12 protein-coding genes are annotated in these 20,235 nt (G+C 70.2%); 4 read left to right on the forward strand and 8 right to left on the reverse strand.

What is annotated here, in order from left to right; genetic code table 11:
* Positions 1 to 44 precede the first annotated feature (44 nt).
* From OEB96_RS07690 to OEB96_RS07720, 7 genes are all read right to left on the reverse strand, one after another.
* Positions 45 to 3,032: a serine/threonine-protein kinase gene (locus tag OEB96_RS07690; RefSeq protein ID WP_266214817.1), complete on the reverse strand. Its 2,988-nt coding sequence runs from the start codon at positions 3,030 to 3,032 to the stop codon at positions 45 to 47.
* A 103-nt stretch (positions 3,033 to 3,135) separates the two neighbouring features.
* Positions 3,136 to 4,458, reverse strand: a complete 1,323-nt coding sequence (locus OEB96_RS07695; RefSeq protein ID WP_266214818.1) for a DUF1501 domain-containing protein — start codon at positions 4,456 to 4,458, stop codon at positions 3,136 to 3,138.
* A 122-nt stretch (positions 4,459 to 4,580) separates the two neighbouring features.
* Positions 4,581 to 6,587 (reverse strand): hypothetical protein, encoded by a 2,007-nt coding sequence (locus tag OEB96_RS07700; protein ID WP_266214819.1) that lies wholly within the window; start codon positions 6,585 to 6,587, stop codon positions 4,581 to 4,583.
* A gap of 305 nt (positions 6,588 to 6,892) precedes the next feature.
* Positions 6,893 to 8,311 carry a hypothetical protein gene (locus OEB96_RS07705; protein ID WP_266214820.1) on the reverse strand — a complete coding sequence of 473 codons (1,419 nt, stop codon included), beginning with the start codon at positions 8,309 to 8,311 and terminating at the stop codon, positions 6,893 to 6,895.
* A 54-nt stretch (positions 8,312 to 8,365) separates the two neighbouring features.
* Positions 8,366 to 10,564, reverse strand: a complete 2,199-nt coding sequence (locus OEB96_RS07710; protein WP_266214821.1) for a PQQ-dependent sugar dehydrogenase — start codon at positions 10,562 to 10,564, stop codon at positions 8,366 to 8,368.
* Positions 10,565 to 10,613: 49 nt separating this feature from the next.
* On the reverse strand, positions 10,614 to 11,237 hold the full coding sequence (locus OEB96_RS07715) for a hypothetical protein (RefSeq protein WP_266214822.1): 624 nt from the start codon (positions 11,235 to 11,237) through the stop codon (positions 10,614 to 10,616).
* A 143-nt stretch (positions 11,238 to 11,380) separates the two neighbouring features.
* The gene (locus tag OEB96_RS07720; protein WP_266214823.1) at positions 11,381 to 11,758 is read right to left on the reverse strand and encodes a hypothetical protein; all 378 of its coding nucleotides are present in this window, start codon (positions 11,756 to 11,758) and stop codon (positions 11,381 to 11,383) included.
* 783 nt (positions 11,759 to 12,541) lie between these two features.
* On the opposite strand from OEB96_RS07720, the gene OEB96_RS07725 reads away from it, so the two are divergent.
* From OEB96_RS07725 to OEB96_RS07740, 4 genes are all read left to right on the forward strand, one after another.
* Positions 12,542 to 13,324 carry a cyanophycinase gene (locus OEB96_RS07725; RefSeq protein WP_266214824.1) on the forward strand — a complete coding sequence of 261 codons (783 nt, stop codon included), beginning with the start codon at positions 12,542 to 12,544 and terminating at the stop codon, positions 13,322 to 13,324.
* A 79-nt stretch (positions 13,325 to 13,403) separates the two neighbouring features.
* The gene (locus OEB96_RS07730; protein WP_266214825.1) at positions 13,404 to 13,805 is read left to right on the forward strand and encodes a hypothetical protein; all 402 of its coding nucleotides are present in this window, start codon (positions 13,404 to 13,406) and stop codon (positions 13,803 to 13,805) included.
* A gap of 93 nt (positions 13,806 to 13,898) precedes the next feature.
* On the forward strand, positions 13,899 to 15,626 hold the full coding sequence (locus OEB96_RS07735; protein WP_266214826.1) for a hypothetical protein: 1,728 nt from the start codon (positions 13,899 to 13,901) through the stop codon (positions 15,624 to 15,626).
* Positions 15,627 to 15,633: 7 nt separating this feature from the next.
* Positions 15,634 to 16,623, forward strand: coding sequence for an NAD-dependent epimerase/dehydratase family protein (locus tag OEB96_RS07740; protein ID WP_266214827.1), 990 nt, complete (start codon positions 15,634 to 15,636; stop codon positions 16,621 to 16,623).
* Between the two features lie 25 nt (positions 16,624 to 16,648).
* Here OEB96_RS07740 and OEB96_RS07745 read toward each other — a convergent pair whose 3' ends face one another.
* Positions 16,649 to 20,173, reverse strand: coding sequence for an RCC1 domain-containing protein (locus OEB96_RS07745; RefSeq protein WP_266214828.1), 3,525 nt, complete (start codon positions 20,171 to 20,173; stop codon positions 16,649 to 16,651).
* Positions 20,174 to 20,235 lie beyond the last annotated feature (62 nt).

Genomic DNA, 20,235 nt, shown 5'->3' on the forward strand with positions numbered 1-20,235 from the left:
CCTCGCACGGCTCGTTCGTCGAGCCGTGCGAGAGCCCGTGCCGCTCAGTCACCTGCGGCCGGCGTGGCCTTGGGTGCCGGCATCGCGTTGGCCTTGGCCGCGGGGGCGCGCGTACCACGACTGGCCTTGGGATTCGTATGGGAATCGAGCCAGTCGAATGCATGGACGAGGTCCCGGCGTGCACGGGCTCCGGCATCGTCGAGCTCGCGTCGTGCCATGCGCGCGAGCTCCATGGCCTCTCGACGGCGGGTGGGATCGAGCGACAGGGCCTCGGCCAGGCTGGCGCGTGCGCGACCCAGCATGATCGCATCGTCGATCTTGGGCTCCATGAGAGCGAGGCTGCGCTCGAGCAGAGGCACGGCTGCATCCGGCTGCCCTGCGCGCAAGTGAGCGGTACCCAGGCCGAAGAGGAGGTACCCCATGTTCGACGAGCCGGGAGTGGTGGACTCGCTGAGGCTCACGGCCTCTTGCAAGCGCTCGATCCCCTCGGCGTGACGGCCCAGGCCGACGAGCGCCTCTCCCATGCCTCCTGTTGCTCCGGCGGTGAGCGAGTGGTTGGTGGCTCGTTGGGCGGCAGCGTGCGCACGCGAGAAGCTCTCGAGGGCATCCTCGAAGCGCCCCTCGGCCAGCTGGATCCAGCCCCGCGTGTAGTGGATCTGGGGCATCGGCTCGTCGGGACCGAGGGCGGTTTCGAGGTCACGAGCCGCGCGATCGAGCACGGACTCGGCCCCCTCGAGCCGAGCGCCGCGGTACATGGCGAACGCGAGCTGTTGGCGGGCGTGACTGGTCGTGGGGTGTGCATCGCCCATCGAGGTCGCAAAGGCCTCGACGGCCCGGCCGTAGGCTTCGATGGCGCGCTCGTGCTGGCCGAGGTCGAGATGGGAGCTCGCGACGTTGATGTGCATGTACCCCATCTGCGGATGCATGGGGCCGGTGACCGCCTCCATCGCAGCAATGCTGTGCTCCATTCGCTCGATGGCCTCACGATGCCGCCCCAGGTCGGACAGCATGATCCCGATGTTGTGCTCACCGGCCGCCACGACGTACTCGGTCCCCGGGCGCCCTCGCTGGAGCTCGAGCGCCTCGCTCATCAATGCCATCGCGGCGGCGGTATCACCCTCGTGATGGGCCATGGCGCCATGCACCAGCGCGTCGATGGCCCGGCGTTGCTCCTGATCGCCCTCGAGGCGCTCGAGCGCGCTGCCGGCCAGGTCGTGCCACAGGCGGCCTCGCTCGGGGTTGCCCTCCACGTTGGCCGCGTTCTGGGCCCCGAACTGCAGGATGTCGACGCGGAGATCGTCGCGGCGCGCACGCTCGGCGTGTCGTAGCGCGAGGCGCAGCTCCGCGTCGGCTTGCTTGCCGTCGTTACCTCCCGAGTGCAGGCGACCGAGCAGGAGGTGAGCCTCCGCCAGCGTGGAGTCGTGCGAGATGTCGCTCGCCTCGTCGATCACCTGGTCGACCCGCTCGATCCCTTCGGCCAGGCGTCCCGCGAGCTCCAGCGCCGTTCCTTCTGCCAGCGACTTGCGCAGTCTCGCGACGACGGCGCGTACCTGCGGATCCTCGGGCGGCGCCAGCCCCGATTGCGAGGGCGCGATGTCGTAGCAGGACGATGGCCTTGGCAGCCCGGCCAGGGTCTGCGAGCTCCGCAGCACCAGCTCGGCGTCCGCCTCGGCCAGCAGCGCCGAGATCGCGGCCCCGGTGTCCAGCGCCTGCTCCAGGCACCACATGCGGCGGTCGAGCATCTCGGGCGAGTGCTCGTGTCGCACGTGGGTGGCCTCGCAGGCTTGCTTCCGCGTGGCCTCCCACTCGTCCGTGAAGCGGCCGAGCACGGTGTCGGCGTGGGTCCACGCGGCGTCCGCATACGGCCGAGCCACGGAGGTGAACGCCGCCCGCACCTGCTCGCGTCGCGACTCGCCCCACACGTCGTCCACGCGGGGGTCACCGGCCGAGCAGACGTCGGGGGGCTCCACCGCGCGCGCGTAGGCCCACGCGCTGCCCCCGAGCGTCGCGGCCACGGCCAGCGCGGCCCCGCGACGCTTCCATGCACGCGCAGGATCGGCACGCAGGCGTTCGAACAACACCTCCATGGACGGGTGGCGATCCTCGGGTCGCAGCTCGAGGCCCCGCGCGATCACGCGAGCGAGCCAGTGCGGGACTCGGGTCTCCGGTCGGAGCTCCCGGCGGCGCCACAGTGCCGGATGCCGGGGCGGGTTGCCGCAGTCGAAGGGCAGCGCTCCGTAGAGGGCACGATGGAGCGTGACGCAGAACGCGAACTGATCGGTGCGCGCGTCGATCGTCTCGTCGACGACCTGCTCGGGGGCCATGTAGCCCGGCGTGCCCAGGACGGTGCCGCAGGCGGTGACCGAGTCGATGATGCCGAAGCTCGCGCTGGACTGGCTGGACGAGGCGCTGCCGTCCTCCACGTCGGGATCGTCGACGTGCGTGGCGCGGGCGAGCCCGAAGTCGGTGACGAACACCCGCCCCTGGTCGGAGATGAGCACGTTGCCGGGCTTGAAGTCTCGATGCACCAGCCCCGCTCGGTGGGCGGCGGCCAGGCCCGCCCCCGCATCGAGCATCACCGCGACGACCTCTTGCCAGGACCGGGTGCGCTCGCCGAGCCACGTGCGCAGCGTTCGACCTTCCACGAGGTCCATCGCCATGAACACGATGCCGTCGGAGATCCCCACGTCGTGCACGGCGACCACGTTGGGGTGCGACAGCTTGGCCATGGATCGCGACTCGCGGACGAGTCGCAGCTGCTCACCGTGCACGGCATCGCGGTCGCCGTGCTCGCGGACGCGCAGCACCTTGAGCGCGACCTTGCGATCGAGCTCGGGATCGTAGGCCGAGTACACGATCCCCATGCCACCCGCGGCGATCTTGCCGAGCACCACGTAGCGATCCCCGACGATGGCGCCCTGTCCCAGCCCCGCGGAGACCTCGAGCGCGCTCGCGCCGTCGTCGATGGCCTCGAGCACGGTGGGTGGGGTGTCGAGCGGTCGAGTTGCAGACGCGGTACCCCGAGACGACACCACGATCAGCGTCTCACACCATGGGGGCACGGAGGTGCGAGAAACCGCTGCCGGACCGCGATCACCACGCGGATGGCGCACCGCGCCGGTGCTCGCTCGCGAGCTACAGCCCGCCGATCGCCGACAGGATCGGCGTCCCGCCCTCGATCCGCTCGTCGAGCCGCTCCTGCGGCAGCCCGAGCACGCGGCCCAGCGTGTGCGCGGCGCTCTGCAGGGTCAGGTCGCGAACGATGTCGCCCATGTCGCCCGGCACGCCCTGGCCGGTGACCGAGTCGATGCTCATCGCGCCGTAGTCGTTGCCCGAGGGCTCGATGCCACCCACGACGCCGGCCTTGACGTGCTTGCCGCAGATCGACATCACGTGGTGGTTCAGGTTGTGGTCGCGGCCCTTGCTCCCGCCCTGATTGCGCAGGGTTCGGCCGAACACGTTGAGGTTGGCCACGGTGACCTTGTCCTGCAGACCGGCGGTCTCGAGCTCCTCGAGCAGGAACTGCCAGGTGGCCACGCCGGAGATCGTCTCGTCGCGCTCCTTCACCAGGCCCGCGTCCTTGTGGTTGTCGCCGCCGAAGGGGATCTGGATCGCGATGACGGGGGTGACCTTCATGAGGATCAGCGTCACGGCGGCGCGCACCTGGTTCATCGGCGAGTCGTCCTCGAGCATCGCGAAGCGCTCGAGCAGGGTCTCGTCGATGGCTCGCACCTGCTCGCGGGAGAGCGCGTGGCGGTCGAGCCAGGCGCGCTGGGCGTGGGTGCCCTGCTCCTTGAGCAGCACGTTCATGTCGTCGAGGGTCTGGTCGCGAAGGAGCTGCAGGTCGAGCTCCACGCCGCCGAGCGGGGCGAACATCTGGCGCAGCATGCTGGGGCGCAGCGACTGCAGCGCGCGGCCCTGGAACGACAGCTCGGCGTTGGACAGCGCCAGCGGCTCGCTCTGGAGCGTGTCGACCAGCGGCGCGAGCTCGGAGGAGAGCACCGAGCCGATCTGGTCGGCACCGTTGCCCCCGGCCGACTTGGCCGAGCCGGCCAGGGTGAGCACCTTGGTGTAGGCGGGGTGCGTGTTGAAGTAGGTGCGGTGGTGGATGAAGGTGGTGCGATCCAGGAAGCGCTGCGGCACCTCGGCCCAGGGCTTGGCGGCGGTGGTCTGCACGTCGCCCAGCATCATCTGGGTGGGGGCCATCGAGGCGGCGGGGTTGTTGTACACGCCGCTGACGCCGTAGCAGCCGGGGGTGTTGGCGTTGAAGGGGTCGCCCGCCTGCGAGGTGAACAGCACCAGCGACTGGGGCTCCTCGGTGATGTCCTCGGCCATGGCGTCGTCGATGCGACCGCCGATGAGCGCGGCGATGGGGATCCCGGTGACCATGGAGCGCAGGCCGACGAACCCGGAGCCGAACAGCGCGGTCTTGAGCATGTTGCGTCGCGAGATGTTCATGACGTTCACGATTCCTGGATTCGAAGGCGGTGTGGCTGGGACGAGCCGTAGGCGAGCGTTGGGGTGAGCGAAGGGGGCTCCGCCCCCGCAGCGAGGGGGCCTTGCGAAGGCCCCCTTGAAGACTAGTAACCGACCGAGGTGAAGAACGGGGAGGTGCAGGCCAGCGTGAAGGCCGACTCGAGCACGATGCGGTTGTTCTGGGTGAGGAGGGTGGCGTCCTCGACGTGATCCTCGAGGGCGGTGCGGGCCATGTAGTGGCGCGAGTCGCCGGGCGGCAGGTCCATGACCACCTCGACCAGGAAGCGGAGCGAGCCCTCCATGTCGGTGCTCTGCAGCGGGCTGTCGGCCTCGTCGACGACGGCCTTGGCCACGCGGTCACAGAAGGCGTCCATGGTGGCGGCGTAGAACAGCGAGGAGGTGGCGGGCTGGAACGGAGTGGCGCTGCCGCGCGACCAGGCGTCCTCGGGGGCGGCCTGGGCCACGTTGTTGTTGCCGTTGCACAGGCCCGTCATGGAGAGCCGGGTCTCGAGGGTGTGGCACATGTGCGCCTTGCGGTTGATCGAGACCAGGAACTCGTTGGTGTCGTGGGTCATGGTGCGGGCGGCCCCGGTGACCAGCGGCGAGGAGAATAGCTCGATGACCAGCTCGCGGAAGTCGTAGCCGCTGGCGATGAAGCCCTCGCGAATGCGCTCGAACTCGGGGTCGTCGGGGTTGCACTCCTGCGAGTTGGCCAGGAAGCAGAGCTTCTGCACCCAGGCGCCGGCGAAGAACGGGTGGGCGGCGATGGCCTGGCCGAAGTCGGTGAGGTCCTCGCCCTCGGAGACCTCGCCGAAGAAGCTGAACGAGGGCTGCACGTCGGCCTTCTCGTCGAGCGCCGAGTAGAAGTCGGGGTCGAACTCCTTGAGGAAGAAGTCCCGCATGGGGTCGAGGTTCTTGTGGCAGCCGTAGCAGACGGTGGTGGGGTCGGCGTGGTCGTCCGACAGGCCCGACTCGTCCAGCGGCAGGGTGCCATCCTCGTCGTCGAAGCTCTGGCCCAGGGCCACGATGAGGGCCTGGTTGGTGGTGACGCGGAAGCTGTTGTCCTCGTTGCTGCGCCACTTGGCCAGGAACGCCGGGGTGCTGAAGAACCCGGTGCGGGGGATCTCGAGGCCGAGGGTGGCGGCGTTGCGAAGCGCGGGGATGTCCCAGTAGGGGGTCTTGTCGTCGTCGGGCCCGAGGGTAACCAGCTCGACCTCGCGCCAGTCGCTGAAGTCGCCGTTGTTCATGACCGCGTTGGCGTCGAAGTTGTCGCAGCCGGCGGCGGGCAGGCGGCCCATCAGCGCAGGGAGCACGAAGAAGCGCCGGTTGGAGGTGTAGCTGGGGTCGACGCAGTTGCTGGGGACGTACCAGGCGCGGTTGGCCACCTGCTGCGCGACCGAAGACCCCGCGCCCATCCCGGCCGGAGGGCTGTTGTGATAGAAGGTGTGCTGCTGGCCCTTGGTGGGGTCGTCGTCGGCGGCGACCAGGAAGCTCATCATCGCGGTGGTCATCATCCAGCGGCGGGTGGTGGCGACCTCGGTGAAGGGCCGACCCTGCTCGACGATGCCCCACGCGGTGCGGGCGAACGACTCGGTGAGGTTGGTGTAGAGCTCGTTGCGCGGGTTGAAGTTGCCGGTGGCGTCGTCGCCACGGAGCTGGCTGACGATGTTGGCCTTGGTGATCTGCTCCTGGTGGAAGGTCACCGTGAAGAAGTCGAGCATCTTGACGCGGAAGGCGTCGGTCTCGGTCCAGCCGCGCACGAGGTCCTGGAGGGACTCGGGGTCGGTGCGGATGGCGTCGAGCTCGACCTCGCTCACGGGCTCGCCGGTGAGCAGCAGCTTGACCTTGCGGGCGTAGCTCTCGGGGTCGGAGGGCTGGAACGGAGCGACGGGCTCGCCACCGTCGTCGTCGCCGGCTCCGTCGTCGCCGGCGTCGTCACCCGCATCCTCGCCGGCCTCGTCGCCCTCCTCGTCGCCCTCCTCGTCGCCGGCCTCGCCGGCCGAGAGCCCGTCGGCCTCGGGGGACGCGGAGAGTCCCGAATAGCAGCCGGGGACGGCGAGCAGCAGAGCCAGGGAGGAGCCGGAGACGGAGCGGAGCGAGCGGCGGAGCATGACGGCCTCGGTTTCAGGACCGATGTGCGTCCAGGTGCTCTGCGTGTCTCAGGAAAATCGATCGAAAAATGCGGTGCGATCGCGTCTGCGCGGTTCCAGGGCGGTCTTGGGGCAGCTTTGGGGGGATCCGAGGGCGGGGCGGACTCGATGCGAAGATGCTTGGGTGGGCAGGATCACCGAGGCGGCACGAGAGCGTGGGAGCGCGGTCTTCGCGAGAAGGGCGCACGAAGAAGCGGCGCGACCTCGGGCTTGCCGAGATCGCGCCGCCTGGCCGACTGGAGCGAGTTGCCCAGTTCAGCTCGGGACTAGGCCGGCCATGCGCAGGCGAAGCCCGCGAAGCAGGTCATGCCGTTGGGGCAGCTCTGGCCCATGTCACAGGCCAGGAAGCAATCGCCCATCATGTCGCCCGTGATGTCCACGCAGGTCACCGTCGCGGTTCCGGTGGGCGGAGCAGGCGCGCAGTCCCCAGCCGCGGCGCAGGGCGTCCCGAAGCAGAATCCCACGGTCGGGTTCATCAAGTCGTCGACGGCGCAGCCCTCGGTGGCGAGGCAGACGTCCGCGGCGTCGAAGTCGAGGCAGTTGGCGTAGCCCGCGGGCGGGTTGCAGCCCGTCAGGTCGAACGACATGCAATCGGGTGCGCAGGCGATGGCGCCTCCGGGCAGGCCGGCATCGTTGCAGTCGACGCCACCGAGCGCGGGGCCGTCGCAGACCTCCGAGAAGTTGATGCTGCCGTCGCCGCACCCGGTGCAGCCGGAGGTGTCGAACTGGCAAGCCGCGTTGCACGAGAGCACGCCGCCCATGAAGCCCTGGGAGATGCAGTTCTGCCCGCCCAGGTTGCCGCCGTCGCACTGCTCCATGCCGGAGATCATCCCGTCGCCGCAGGTCAGCAGGGTGCAGCCGGAGGTGTCGAGGGTGCAGTTGGCGGCGCAGGCCAGGGTGCCGCCGTCGAAGCCCTGGCCCACGCAGGTCTGCCCGCCCAGGTCCATGCCATCGCACGCTTCCATGCCGTTGACGGCCCCGTCGCCGCACTCGAAGCAGCCGGAGGTGTCGAAGGTGCAGTCGCCGGCGCAGGCCAGGGTGCCGCCGTCGAAGCCCTGCGAGGCACAGTCCGCTCCGCCGAGGTCGGCGCCGTCGCAGGCCTCCGGACCCCCGATGGCATCGTCGCCACAGGTGTGGCACGCGGAGGTGTCGAAGTCGCTGCAATCATCGAGACAGGTCAGCTCACCGCCGTCGAAGCCCTGGGAGGCGCAATCCTCCCCCGCGAGATCGGTGCCGTCACAGACCTCCTTGCCCTCGGCCGCGTCGTTGCCACACTCGGCCGCCTGGCAGCCGGAGGTGTCGAACGTGCAATCGTCGGCGCAGGCCAGATCGCCACCCACGAAGCCCTGGGAGGCGCAGTCCGCCCCGGCCAGGTCGTCGCCGTCGCAGTCCTCGCCCTCGTCGGCGGTGCCGTCGCCACACATGGGCCCGGGCCCCGTGCTCGTCGAGTCGACGGAGGTATCGGTGGCAGTGGTGGTGGTGGGCCCGGTGGTGGTGGGCCCCGTGGTCGTCAGGGTGTTGTTGGTCGTGGGACCAGCGGTGGTCGTGTCCCCCGTGGTGTCGCCTTCGCTATCGGTGGTGATGGGAGTGTCGTCCGAGGGGCATGCCGTCGCGATCAGGGGTAGGGCGAGCAGCATCGCCAGCCGGGCGAGCCGGGAGGGCGTAGGGGGCATGGTGTGAGGCATGGCGGGGACGATACACAATCGGGTCGGAACTTGGGGGTACGAAAATGGGGGTGCTCAGGAGGGGGGGACCTGGTCGATGAAGCCCGCGACGAGCCGGCGGCCGGTCTCGTCCACGCGCAGGGTGGCCAGCGGGGGCATCTGCCCCCGCGCGGGGCCGCGCTCGCTTCGAAGCCCCATGCGTAGCCACAGGCTGCTGTGGGCATGCTCGCCGGGGGCGAGGCGCAGCTCGCCCTCGATCCCCAGGCGCTCCTCGGGGGCGACGGCCAGGACCGAGGTCCGGGACAGCGGGGTGTCCACGCGAAGATCGAGCCCCCCCGGGGCGGGCCCGCCCGGGTGGTGGCACACCGCACAATTGACATCGAGGTAGGCGCGGGCGCGAGCCTCGAGGGGCGCAGCCTCGTCGTCGAGGCGCGGGTGGGCGGCGAGCGAGCCGAGCTCGTCGGGGGCGTCCCGCAGCTGGTCGCGCTCGAGCAGCGTGGAGACCAGGGCGCGGCCGTCGGGTGTGCCCATGAGCTGTCGCGTGCGCAAGCCCAGCGCTTCGCCGTAGCCGGGCGTGTGGCAGCGCAGGCAGTCGGCGCCCGCGGGCTGGGGCCAGCGAACGTGGGTGCCCCCGGGGAGCGCGACGTCGTCGACCGACGACGTGGTCACCAGCGTGGCGTCGGTCTGCGCCTCGTTCCAGCGGTAGGTGTAGCCGGCCCAGCCGCGTCGCTCGTGGATCATCACGCGGGTCTCGATCCTCCGCGTGGGCGCTTCGGGGGCGGCGCGCAGCTCGAAGTGCTTGACGGTCACCGTGCCCACCGGGAACGACCACGCCTCGGTGGCGTGGAAGGTCGCGGTCTCGCCCGACGGCACGTACAGCCAGCGGCGCTTGTCGGCACCGTCGGACCAGAGCGGCACCGTGACGTCGTAGGGGATGAGCCCGGGGTTGGGCACGAGCGCGGCGGTGTCGGTGAACAGGCCCGTCTGCGACAGCCGCGTGGGAAAGCGTCGGCCGGCCACCGCGGCGTCGCTGGGCTCGAAGCGATGGATGCCGGTGGTGAGGCTCACCGCATAGAGCTCGCCCGCCGCGTCCTCGCCGAACGAGGCGAGGAACGGCACGTGGGCCACGCGGGCGTGGCCGCGAACCTCGGTGCCCTCCCGATCGAGGGTCCACACGTTGCCCATGACGTAGTCGCCATAGAAGTACGTGCCGCGGAAGTCGGACAGCCGGGTGCCACGATAGACGTAGCCGCCGGTGATGCTCTGGCCCTCGTCGTGGCCGTACTCGATGATCGGATCGAGCAGCGCGGTGGTCGCCTGGCCGCGCTCGAACGGGTGCTTGCCCTCGCGCAGGTTCCAGCCGTAGTTGCCGCCCGCGGTGACGATGTCGACCTCCTCGAATGCGTCCTGGCCCACGTCGCCGCACCACAGGGTGCCCACCTGTCGATCGAAGCTGCAGCGCCATGGATTGCGCAGGCCGTAGGCGAAGATCTCCGGGCGTGCACCCGGGGTGTCGATGAACGGGTTGCCGGCGGGGATCTCGTAGCCATCGATGCCCGCGCCCACGCGCAGCCGGAGGATGGTGCCGAGCAGGGTCCCGAGGTCCTGGCCGTTGCCCTTGGGGTCGCCCCCGGCTCCGCCGTCGCCCACCGCCACGTAGAGCAGGTCGTCGGGGCCGAAGGCGATCCACCCGCCGTTGTGGTTGCCCCAGGGCTGCTCGATGCGCAGCAGCTCGCGCTCGGTGCCGAGGTCGACGTGATCATCGGCCTTGGCGGTGAAGCGCGACAGCTGGGTGCGTCGCGGTCGGCTGGCGCTGTAGTAGACGTAGAGGGCGCCGTCGTCGGCGTAGTGGGGATCGAAGGCCAGGCCCAGCAGACCTTCTTCGGTGTGCTCGCGGCGGACCCGATCGCGCATGTCGAGGAAGGTCTCCACCTCCTGCTCGGTGACGTCGGGGCGGTTGGGAAAGCGGAGCACGCGGCCGTCTTGCAGCACCACGTAGAGGTGCGCGGGGTCGCCGGGTGCGTGGGTGAGATAGAGCGGCAGCGTCAGGCGCAGGTTGGGGAACGCGGGGACCGCCTGCAGGGCGGTGGGCGAGGCCGGCTCGAGCGGGAAGGCGAGGCCGGGGACGCGCGGGGGCGGCTCGGCGGTCAGCGGTGCCTGGGGGGCGGGCGCGGGCGCGGGGCCGCTGGGCTCGGCGCCGCGGCGACAGGCGATCGCGAGGGGCAAGGCGAGCACGAGCGCCGAGCGAGCAAGCCGAGCCGCAGAGGGGAGCATGGGTGCATCGTAGTCGATGGACGATGCACCGGGGCCGCCGCCCATCGGCTCACCCCGCGAGGTCGGAGATCAGCGACACGAGGTAGGTGTACGCCCGGTCTCGCTCGGCCTGGGCCGTCTCGGGCGTGGGCTCGGCGAGGCTGGCGGCCAGCTCGTGGGCCAAGCGGCGCGCCGACCTGGCCCGGGTGCGCGCATCGAAGCCGTCCGTGACCTCGAAGGCGGCCCGGTGGCGCTCGAGAAGGCCGGCGAGGCGCTCGAGATCCGCGACGAGGTCGGCAACCTCGCAGCCTCGTGCGATCTCTTCGACCTCATCCATCATGGCCATGGCGAGCGCATCGGGCTCGTGCTGCACGCTGCGTAGGCATGCCATCATGATCTCCTCGCGCAGCGCAACCGCGGCCCGTACCCGCTCGAGCCGTATGTCGTCGTGCTCCCGGAGCTCGACCCACTGGTCGTGTGCCTCACGTGCGGCGGCCATGGCGGTGAGGAGCTCGTCGCGTGCGTTGGCGGAACCACCCCTTCCCAACCGGCGAGGCCACCTTGCGCTGGGGGAGAGCCTTCGATGCAGCCGCTCGGCGTCTGCCAGCAGCACGTCGATCAGCACCGAGGGCTCGACGACCTCGAAGGGAGCGATGGCACCAAGCGCAGTGCGAAGCTTGTCGAGCGGGGTCATGGGGCCTCGACCATGGGCTCATCCACTAGCATTCGAGATCCCAGGGCGTTTGCCCAGGTCCGAATCGACACGACCCGGGTTCGATGTGGAACTTCAGGTGTTCCCTTCACGGGTCCATCGAGGCTCGTTGGTCGTCGATGCAATCAAAACCGCACTTGCAACGCCAGCTGCCCGCCTCCGCGTGTGGGCAGAGCCGACAGCGTGGGTCCCTTCTTCCATCTTCGGTACCGCACCGTACCCAGCACACCCACCGCCAAGCCGCCGATCTGTGCGAGGCCGAACCCCACCCCGGCCAGCTTGCCAAAGGACGACTCGGACTCCGTCGCCGCGCCGATCGGTCCGATCAGGGGGACGAGCATCCAGTACCCGTAGTAGTTCTTGACTCCGGTGGTGTCGTTGTAGAGCACGCCGATCATGGCCGAGATCGTGTACGCGGTGCCGAAGGTCGACCACCCGGCGATCATCAGCGCCTTGGCGAGTCGTCCTTCCCTTTTTCGGGCTTCATCCTCCGGGGTGGGCACGGGGGCTGGTGGTGCGGCCTGGACGGGTGCCGTGGTCGCGACCGGAGCCGCGCTCTCGGGTGCAGGCGCGGCGGTGACCGGTGCGGGTGCAGGCGCGACCGGAGCGGCAGGGTCGGGGCTCGGGGCCGGAGCCGGCGCCGGCGCGGCGGGAGTCGGTGCGGCACCGGACTCCACGGGACTCGGCGCCGGCGTTGGGGTCTGGATCGGAGTCGCCGCGACGGGGTCCGTCGTCGGAGATCCCGGTGGGGCGGATGTCGGCGCCGCCGCGGCCGAGGGCGCACCGGCGCACAGGCCAACGGCCAACGTCGAGGCGATCGAGCGAGATGCGAAGGAAGCACGGATCGACGGCGACACGGTCCACGAGCATACAAGAGGGCTGCTTCGGGGTCAGCCAATGGTGCGTGCGACGGCCACGGCCACGGCACTGCTACGGTTACGGGGCACGGTACGGGGCACGGCACGGGGATAGTGACACCCGTTCCTCCAGGGCATGGGAGCCTGCTCCATGTGGCACCGTACCCCATGTGGCACCGTGCCCCATGAGTTTCGCACGCTGCTGGTGCATGCACGAATTCGCCACGATCGCGACAAGTCGGATGTTTCGTGCTATACTGAATTTGCATGTTTGATCGCCAGCGTCTTGTAATGCTGGCTGGGATCGTCGTTGCCGTGGGCTGTGGGCTCACGTCCACGACGCCGTTCGAAGCCAGCGATGAACCTACTCTAGCGTCGTCCGCGGCCCCGTTGCGTCAAGAGGAGCCGGTCTGGACATCCGTGCCGCAGATGCTCACGGTGCCCGAGGCCGAGCCTCCGGCCGCGCCTGCACCCCAGCTCGAGCTGCGCACGGTGGCACCGCAGCCCAAGCCCAAGCCGCCGAAGGGGACCGTTCTCGCCCACGGCGGGGGGCCGATGCGGAAGTCCACGTTCGACCAGTTCGCCGAGCTGTGTGGCGATGGCACGATGGTGCTCATCCCAACGGCGGCATACGCGGCCGAGCACCGTAGCTACCGCAAGCGGGTGCGCAAGTCGTGGCTGGAACAAGGGATCCACGAGGTGGTGGTGTTGCACGCGCGGGATCGCGGGGAGGCCGACGATCACCTGGCCGAGCCGCTGCGCCGGGCGTCGTGTGCGTGGCTCAGCGGCGGCGTCCAGGGACGGCTCGAGGATCGCTACGTGGGAACGCCGGTGGAGCGAGAGCTCCATGCGCTGCTCCAGCGGGGAGGCACGGTGGGTGGCGACTCGGCCGGCTCGTCGATCATGTCGCGAGTGATGATCCACCACGGCAACCCCGATCCCGTGGAGGGCACGGGTCTGGGCATCCTCCCCGAGGTGATCGTCGATCAACACTTCCTGGTGCGCGAGCGCGAGCCGCGACTGGTGACGATGGTCGAGCGGCATCCCGACCTGGTGGGCGTGGGCATCGACGAGTCCACGGCGTTGCTGATCCAGGGCGATCGCTTTCGCGTGATCGGTGACTCGGTGGTGCGACGCTGCACGGCCGAGGACGGCTGCGCCGACCTGCCCCCGGGCACCGAGGGGCGTCTGTCCGAGCCGCCGCCCGAGTGAGCCCCATGAGCCACGCGGGGGTGGTTCGGCCACTTTCTTGCGCGCCACCCCCGAGTCGTGCTGAACCAGCGGTGCCGTCTTGGTGCGTGAAATTTGTTCGACCCGTGCTTCGGATCGGATCCTCACCCTGGTGTACCGGCTGCTGCGTCTCTTGATCAGCCTGGCATTCCTGGCCGGCTCGCTGTGGTTTGCCTTCTCGGTGAAGCTGGGAGGTCGTACGTTCGCCGAGCACGTCGATCGCATCGGGCAGACGCCCGAGGCCCATGACCTCATCGAGGGCACCCGCGCCACCGTCAATCCGGTGCTCCAGGAGGCCACCGATCGCATGCTGGGGGAGCACATCGAGGCCCCCACGCGCGCCGAGCCCGAGCCGGCCGTCCATGCCAATACGGGTCCGATCGGCAAGGGGGCCGGCAAGAGCTCGGGCGGCGCGCCCGAGCTCTCTTCGCCCGATCACGTCAAGCTGCCCGGTCGGCGCTGAGCTGCCACCGACAGGGAGCCCGCGGCCGTGCGTGCCCCCGGGCTCGGGCTTGCTCTGGCCGTGAGCCCACCTGTGCCGCTAGAGTCCGTGGCCATGCAGCGGATTTGGCTTCTCCTGGGAGGCGCGAGCGTGCTCGCGGCGTGTGGTGACGACGGGACGATCCCGGTTCAGACCGATGGCTCGTCTTCTTCTTCGGGGAGTGCCTCGATGGACTCGACCACGACCGGCCCCGAGCCGGGCACCACGTCCTCCGACTCGGGCAGCACGGGCGACTCCACCGGTGCGTCCACCGGCTCGACGAGCGCGGTCGACTCGACCACCGATGCCGGGGTGGTGTGTGGCGACGGGATGATCGAGGGCGACGAGGCCTGCGACGGCGACGAGCTCTCGGGTGAGACCTGCGAGTCGCAGGGGTTCGTGGCTGGTGAGCTGGCGTGCGCCGCCGATTGCTCGAGCTTCGACACCAATGGCTGTGCGCTCGAGCTGTGCGGCAACGGCGTGGTCGAGGGCGGTGAGCAGTGCGATGGCCCCGAGTTCGGCGGGCTGAGCTGCATGACGGAGGGCTTCGACAACGGTGCGCTCACCTGCGCGGCCGACTGCACGATCGACACGGCGGCCTGTGGCGTGTGCGGCAACTTCGTGGTCGAAGCAGGCGAGGCCTGCGACGCCCCGCTGCTGTTCGGGCAGGATTGCCTGACCCAGGGCTTCGACAACGGCGTGCTCGATTGCCAGGCCGACTGCCTCGCGTTCGACACCAGCGGCTGTGGCATCTGCGGCAACCTGACGATCGACGGTGACGAGATCTGCGACGGGACCGAGTTCGGAGGCCAGACCTGCGCGGGCCTGGGGTTGGGCTTCGACAGCGGGAACCTGCAGTGCAATGGCACCTGCTCGGCGATCCTCACCGGTGGCTGTGGCACCTGCGGCAACGGCTCGATCGACGGGGCCGAGGCCTGCGACGGCACGCTGCTGGCCGGTCAGAGCTGTGTCTCCCAGGGCTTCGACAACGGCGTGCTCGGCTGCCAGGTCGACTGCCTCGCGTTCGACACCGGCAATTGCGGCTCGTGCGGCAACGGGGTCATCGATGGCGGCGAGGCCTGCGATGGGGCCCTGCTGGGCGGTCAGACCTGCGCCTCGCTGGGGCTGGGCGGCGGGGCGCTGGGATGCTCGGCGAGCTGCGACTACGACGTCGGCGGCTGCGACGTGGACGGGGTGCCGTTCGGCTCCGACGGGTTCTACTACGGCTTCGCCATCGACCCCGCCGTGCTGCCCTGCGACGAGATCAGCGGCACCGGGATCGCCACCGGTCTGGGCAACAACGGCTACATGGTGGTGCCGATCGGGTTCTCCTTCGATCACTACCAGGTGCCGTTCACCCAGGCCGCGATCTCGTCCAACGGCACCGTGTACTTCGGGGCCGATGCCAACCTGGGCCTCACCAACTCGTGCATGCCGGGCAATACGCCCTACGTGGTCGATGATCACATCGTGGCGGCGTTCTGGGACGATCTCGACCCGGCGGCGGCCGGCGAGGTCTACTACCAGACGCTGGGGGTCGCGGGCAGCCAGCGCTTCGTGGTGCAGTGGGACGTGCCCAACTTCGGCGGCGACGTGGTCGACCTGATGCGGATCCAGGCGATGTTCCACGAGAACGGTAACATCGAGGTCTGCTACGTCGACACCATCAATGCGGGCAACCCCGGCGACAGCGGGGCCCAGGCCACGGCCGGCATTCAGCGCGATCCCGTCGTGGGCCTGCAGTACAGCTGCAACGCACCCACCCTGGTCGACGGCCGCCAGCTGCTCTACGTGCCGATCTGAGGGCATCATGACGACGACTCCGCTCACCGACTGGCCGGCGCTGCACGGCGACTGCTTTCGCGCCCAGCGGGTGCTGGTGACCGGCGGTGCCGGCTTCATCGGCTCGCACCTCGCCCAGGCCCTCGACATCCTCGGCGCCGAGGTGGTCGTGCTCGACAACCTCGATGGCGGCAGCCGCGACAACCTCGGCGGGCTGAGGGTCGACTTCCTCGAGGGATCGATCCTCGACGCGCCGCTGCTCGCTCGTGCCATCGAGGGATGTCGCTACGTGTTCCACCTCGCGGCGCTCGGCTCGGTGCCGCGCAGCGTGGCCGAGCCGCTGCGCTTCCACGAGGTCAACGCCACCGGCACCCTGCGCGTGCTCGAGGCGGCGAGGCAGGCCGGGGTGGCGCGGGTGATGTTCTCCGCCAGCTCGAGCGCCTACGGCGACGACGAGACCGTGCCCAAGCGCGAGAGCATGCCGCCCGTGGCGCGCAGCCCCTACGCGGCCACCAAGCTCGCCGGAGAGGCATTGCTGGCCGCCTATGCGGCGTGTCACCCCGCGCTCGACACCGTCTCGCTGCGCTACTTCAACATCTTTGGGCCGCGCCAGAACGCCAACAGCGCCTACGCGGCCGTGATCGCGGCGTTTGCCGCGGCACTCTTGCAGGGGCGGCGGGCCACGATCTACGGCGATGGCGAGCAGAGCCGCGACTTCGCCTACGTGGACGACGCGGTGCACGCCAACCTGCTGGCGGCGCGCTCGCAGGAGCGGCTCGATGGTCTGGTGCTCAACGTGGGGTGCGCGCGGCGGATCACCGTCAACGCGCTCTACGAGGCCATGGCGTCGATGGCCGGGCGGACCGAACTGCGGCCCGTGTACGAGCCGCCGCGGGCGGGCGACGTGCGGCACTCGCTGGCCGCGCTCGAGGCGATCGAGGCGCGGCTGGGTTACCGGTCGGTGGTCGGCTTCGAGGACGGACTCCGGGCCACGATGCAGTGGTACCGCGGGGGCTGACGCTCGTCGCCATGGACCACCGGACCTACGGTCCGAACAGCGTATCCGCGGGGTAGGCCAGCTCGACGGCGGTGCCGTTGCCGAGCTGGCCCGATGCGCGGAAGCCCACGCAGCTCCAGCCGGCGAGGGTCTCGATGCAGGTCGTGGAGTTGCCGGCCACCACGTTGATGATGCCGCTGGCCACCTCGAACGGGACCGGCGAGAGGAACTGGGTGAAGCCGGTGATCTCCTGACCACCATTGCCGAGCTGTCCGTCGAGCCCGTAGCCCCAGCACCACATGTCGCCCGCGCCATCGAGCGCACAGTTGTAGTTCCAGCCGGCGGAGATCTGGACGATGCCGGTGAGGCCCGGGACCGGCAGCGCCATGTCCACGTCGAGCTGGTTGCCCTGGCCGAGGTTGCCGTACTGGTTCTCCCCCCAGCAGTAGACCATCCCGCCTGCGAGCGCACAGCTGTGGTCCTGCCCCGCCACCACCGAGGTCACCCCGGGCGGCAGGCCCGTCACGTCGACCGGGATCCCGGAGTCGGTGGCGTCGCCGTCGTCGTCGCCGAGCTGCCCGTTGGCGTCGTTGCCCCAGCAGCTGACCACCCCGGTGGCTCGCACCGCGCAGCCATGGTCCTCGCCGAGCGCGATGTCGACCGCATCGGCGATGCCCATCACCGTCACCGGCAGGCTCTGGTCGGTGGTGACGCCGTCCACTCCGCTCTGGAAGTCGGAGTTGTCGCCCCAGCACTGCACGGTGCCGCCCGTGCGCACGCACGCATGCTCGCCGCCCACCTCGAGCTCGTCGACCGCGCCCAGCCCCACCACCGCCACCGGCGTGGGAATGTCGACGGTGCTGACCCCGCCCTGGCCGAGCTGGCGATTGGAGTTGTCGCCCCAGCACTGCACGCTGGTGGTGGTGGCCGCACACGCGAAGTTGTTGCCCAGGGCCAGGCTCTGAACGTCGGCCAACAACGGGTGGGTGACGGGCGTGGCCTGGTAGCCGGTGATGGGCTCGAGGATGCCGATCGCACCGGTGGCGATGGCGGCCGAGACCAGGGTGTTGTTGCCCGAGCACTGGATGGTGCCGTCGGTCATCACGCCGCACAGGACCCCGCGGTACTCCGGGGGGTCGAGCACGAGCGAGGCCACCGGCCCGGTCAGGTCGACGGGGGCGGGCTCGAGCTGACCGAGAGAGGCGATGCCGAGCTGACCCTCCTCGCTGTAGCCCCAGCACCAGCGGTCGCCGCCGGCCGACAGCACACACACTCCGCCGGCGCCACCGCCGGCCTCGAGATCCACCAGATTCAGCGCGGGCAGACCGACGACCTCGGTGGGCACCAGCGCATCGAAGATGTCGCCGTAGCCGGTCTGGAAGTCTTCGCTCTCACCCCAGCAGAACACCTGGTCGGTCAGCAGCAGCGCGCAGGAGAAGTCGTCGCCGAGGTTGATGGTCTCGGCCGCCGAGGGCAAGGTCACCATCTGCGGGTTGGCGCTGTCCATCGTGTTGCCCACGCCGAGCTGGCCATCGGCATTGTCACCCCAGCAGTAGACCTGTCCGAGGTTGTCGAGCGCGCAGGTGGTGTCGAGGCCGCCCTCCACGTCCACGATGCCGGTGAGCCCGGGGACCAGCGCGGCCGTGCTGCGGTCGGCCCCCCCGGCGCCATCGCCGAGCTGGCCGTTGTCGTCGTCGCCCCAGCACGCGACCGTGCCGTTGGTCAGCACGACGCAGGCATGGTCGTCGCCCATGCCGAGGTCGGTGGCGCCGAGCATCCCGGGGAGCGCGACCTGGGCGGGCACGGGATCGTCGGCCACACTTGCGCCGCCGCGGCCCAGGTTGAAGTTGGAGTTGTCGCCCCAGCACCACACGCGGTTCAGGGTGTCGATGATGCAGGTGAAGTCGTCGCCGGCCTCGAGGGCGATCGCCACCGGGAGACCGGCGACCTGAATCGGCAGCGGCTCGTCGATCGGGGGGACCGAGTTGGGGCCGAGCTGACTGTCGGAGTTGTCACCCCAGCACAGCACGTCGCCGCCCACCCGGAGCGCGCAGTTGTGGTTCTCGCCGGCCGTGATCGCGATCGCGTCGTCGGTGGCAAACGAGGGCAGGAAGGTCTCGACGTTGACGGTGCCGTTGCCCACCTCGCCCTGTACGTTGTCGCCGAAGCAGCCCACGTCGCCCAGGGTGGTCATCACGCAGCCGCCGAAGCCACCGAGGGCGACCTGCTCGGCCACCGCGACCTCGGAGCACACGCTCGGGGCGCCCGCGCAGGTCCAGCCGAAGTCGATGTTGCAGGCGAGGTCGCAGCCGTCGCCCTGGGCCCAGTTGGCGTCGTCGCACTGCTCGGTGCCGGCGAGCAAGCCGTCGCCGCAGTCGGTGTTGCACACGCTGGGCTCGCCCATGCAAAACCACCCGGGCTCGATCACACAGGCGGCGCTGCAGCCATCGTCGGGGTCGAGGCCGTTGTCGTCGCACTGCTCGGTACCGGCGATGATGCCGTCGCCGCAGGTGGTGTCGCAGAGGCTGGGCTCGCCCATGCAGCTCCAGCCGGGCTCGACGTCGCACAGGGAGCTGCAGCCGTTGCCGTCGATCACGTCGCCGTCGTCGCAGACCTCGGTGCCGACGATGACGCCGTCGCCGCAGGTGCTGCTGCAGAGGCTGGGCTCACCCATGCAGGAGAAGCCGGGCTCGACGTCGCACACGGAGCTGCAGCCGTCGCCGTCGATCACGCCGCCGTCGTCGCAGACCTCGGTGCCGGCGATGACACCGTCGCCGCAGGTGGTGTCGCAGAGGCTGGGCTCGCCCATGCAGCTCCAGCCGGGCTCGACCGCGCAGGCCATGCTGCAGCCGTCACCGTCGCTCGAGCCGCCGTCGTCGCAGGTCTCCATGCCGGCGACGATCCCGTCGCCGCAGGTGCTGCTGCAGAGGCTAGGCTCGCCCATGCAGGCCCAGCCGGGCTCGACCGCACAGGCCGCGCTGCAGCCGTCGCCGTCGTCGATGCCGCCGTCGTCGCAGGCCTCCATGCCGGCGACGATCCCGTCGCCGCAGCCGGTCTCGCAGAGGCTGGGCTCGCCCATGCAGGAGAAGCCGGGCTCGACCATGCAGGCGTCGTCGCAGCCGTCGTCGACGTCGGTGTTGCCGTCGTCGCACAGCTCGTCGCCGAGAACCATGCCGTCGCCGCACACCGCGGCGCAGGTGCTGGGCTCCCCGCCGCACATGAAGCCCGCTTCTTGCTCGCAGGTGGCGCTGCAGCCGTCGTCGGAGTCGGTGTTGCCGTCGTCGCAATCCTCGCCATCGTCGACCGCTCCGTCGCCGCACATCGCCGTCACGCCGGTGGTGGTGTCGGGATCGGTGCTGGTGGTGCTGCCGTCGCTTCCGGTCGAGTCGGGGTCGACCGTGGTGGTGCTGCTGCCGGTCGAGTCGGGGTCGATCGTGTCGACCCCGGTGGTCGAGCCGTCCGAGCTGCCGCTGCTGTCACCCACGGGGACCGGAGGGATGTCATCGGTGCAGCTGGCGAGCAGGACGGTGGAGCTGGTCAGGAAGAGAGGTAGCCAGGAGCGGACGCGCATGGTCGGGTGAGCCTCGCCGGGGAGGATACCCGGAACGGCCCGCTCGTAGGTCGACTTCGCGC

This window comes from Paraliomyxa miuraensis, from assembly GCF_026337845.1.
Classification (GTDB): domain Bacteria; phylum Myxococcota_A; class Polyangia; order Nannocystales; family Nannocystaceae; genus Paraliomyxa; species Paraliomyxa miuraensis.

Excerpts from the sequence above, each read along its gene's own strand:
- OEB96_RS07735 (WP_266214826.1), top strand. The coding sequence starts at position 13,899 with ATGCAGCGGATTTGGCTTCTCCTGGGAGGCGCGAGCGTGCTCGCGGCG.
- OEB96_RS07710 (WP_266214821.1), bottom strand. The coding sequence starts at position 10,564 with ATGCTCCCCTCTGCGGCTCGGCTTGCTCGCTCGGCGCTCGTGCTCGCC.
- OEB96_RS07705 (WP_266214820.1), bottom strand. The coding sequence starts at position 8,311 with ATGCCTCACACCATGCCCCCTACGCCCTCCCGGCTCGCCCGGCTGGCG.
- OEB96_RS07695 (WP_266214818.1), bottom strand. The coding sequence starts at position 4,458 with ATGAACATCTCGCGACGCAACATGCTCAAGACCGCGCTGTTCGGCTCC.
- OEB96_RS07715 (WP_266214822.1), bottom strand. The coding sequence starts at position 11,237 with ATGACCCCGCTCGACAAGCTTCGCACTGCGCTTGGTGCCATCGCTCCC.
- OEB96_RS07745 (WP_266214828.1), bottom strand. The coding sequence starts at position 20,173 with ATGCGCGTCCGCTCCTGGCTACCTCTCTTCCTGACCAGCTCCACCGTC.
- OEB96_RS07700 (WP_266214819.1), bottom strand. The coding sequence starts at position 6,587 with ATGCTCCGCCGCTCGCTCCGCTCCGTCTCCGGCTCCTCCCTGGCTCTG.
- OEB96_RS07725 (WP_266214824.1), top strand. The coding sequence starts at position 12,542 with ATGCTCACGGTGCCCGAGGCCGAGCCTCCGGCCGCGCCTGCACCCCAG.
- OEB96_RS07740 (WP_266214827.1), top strand. The coding sequence starts at position 15,634 with ATGACGACGACTCCGCTCACCGACTGGCCGGCGCTGCACGGCGACTGC.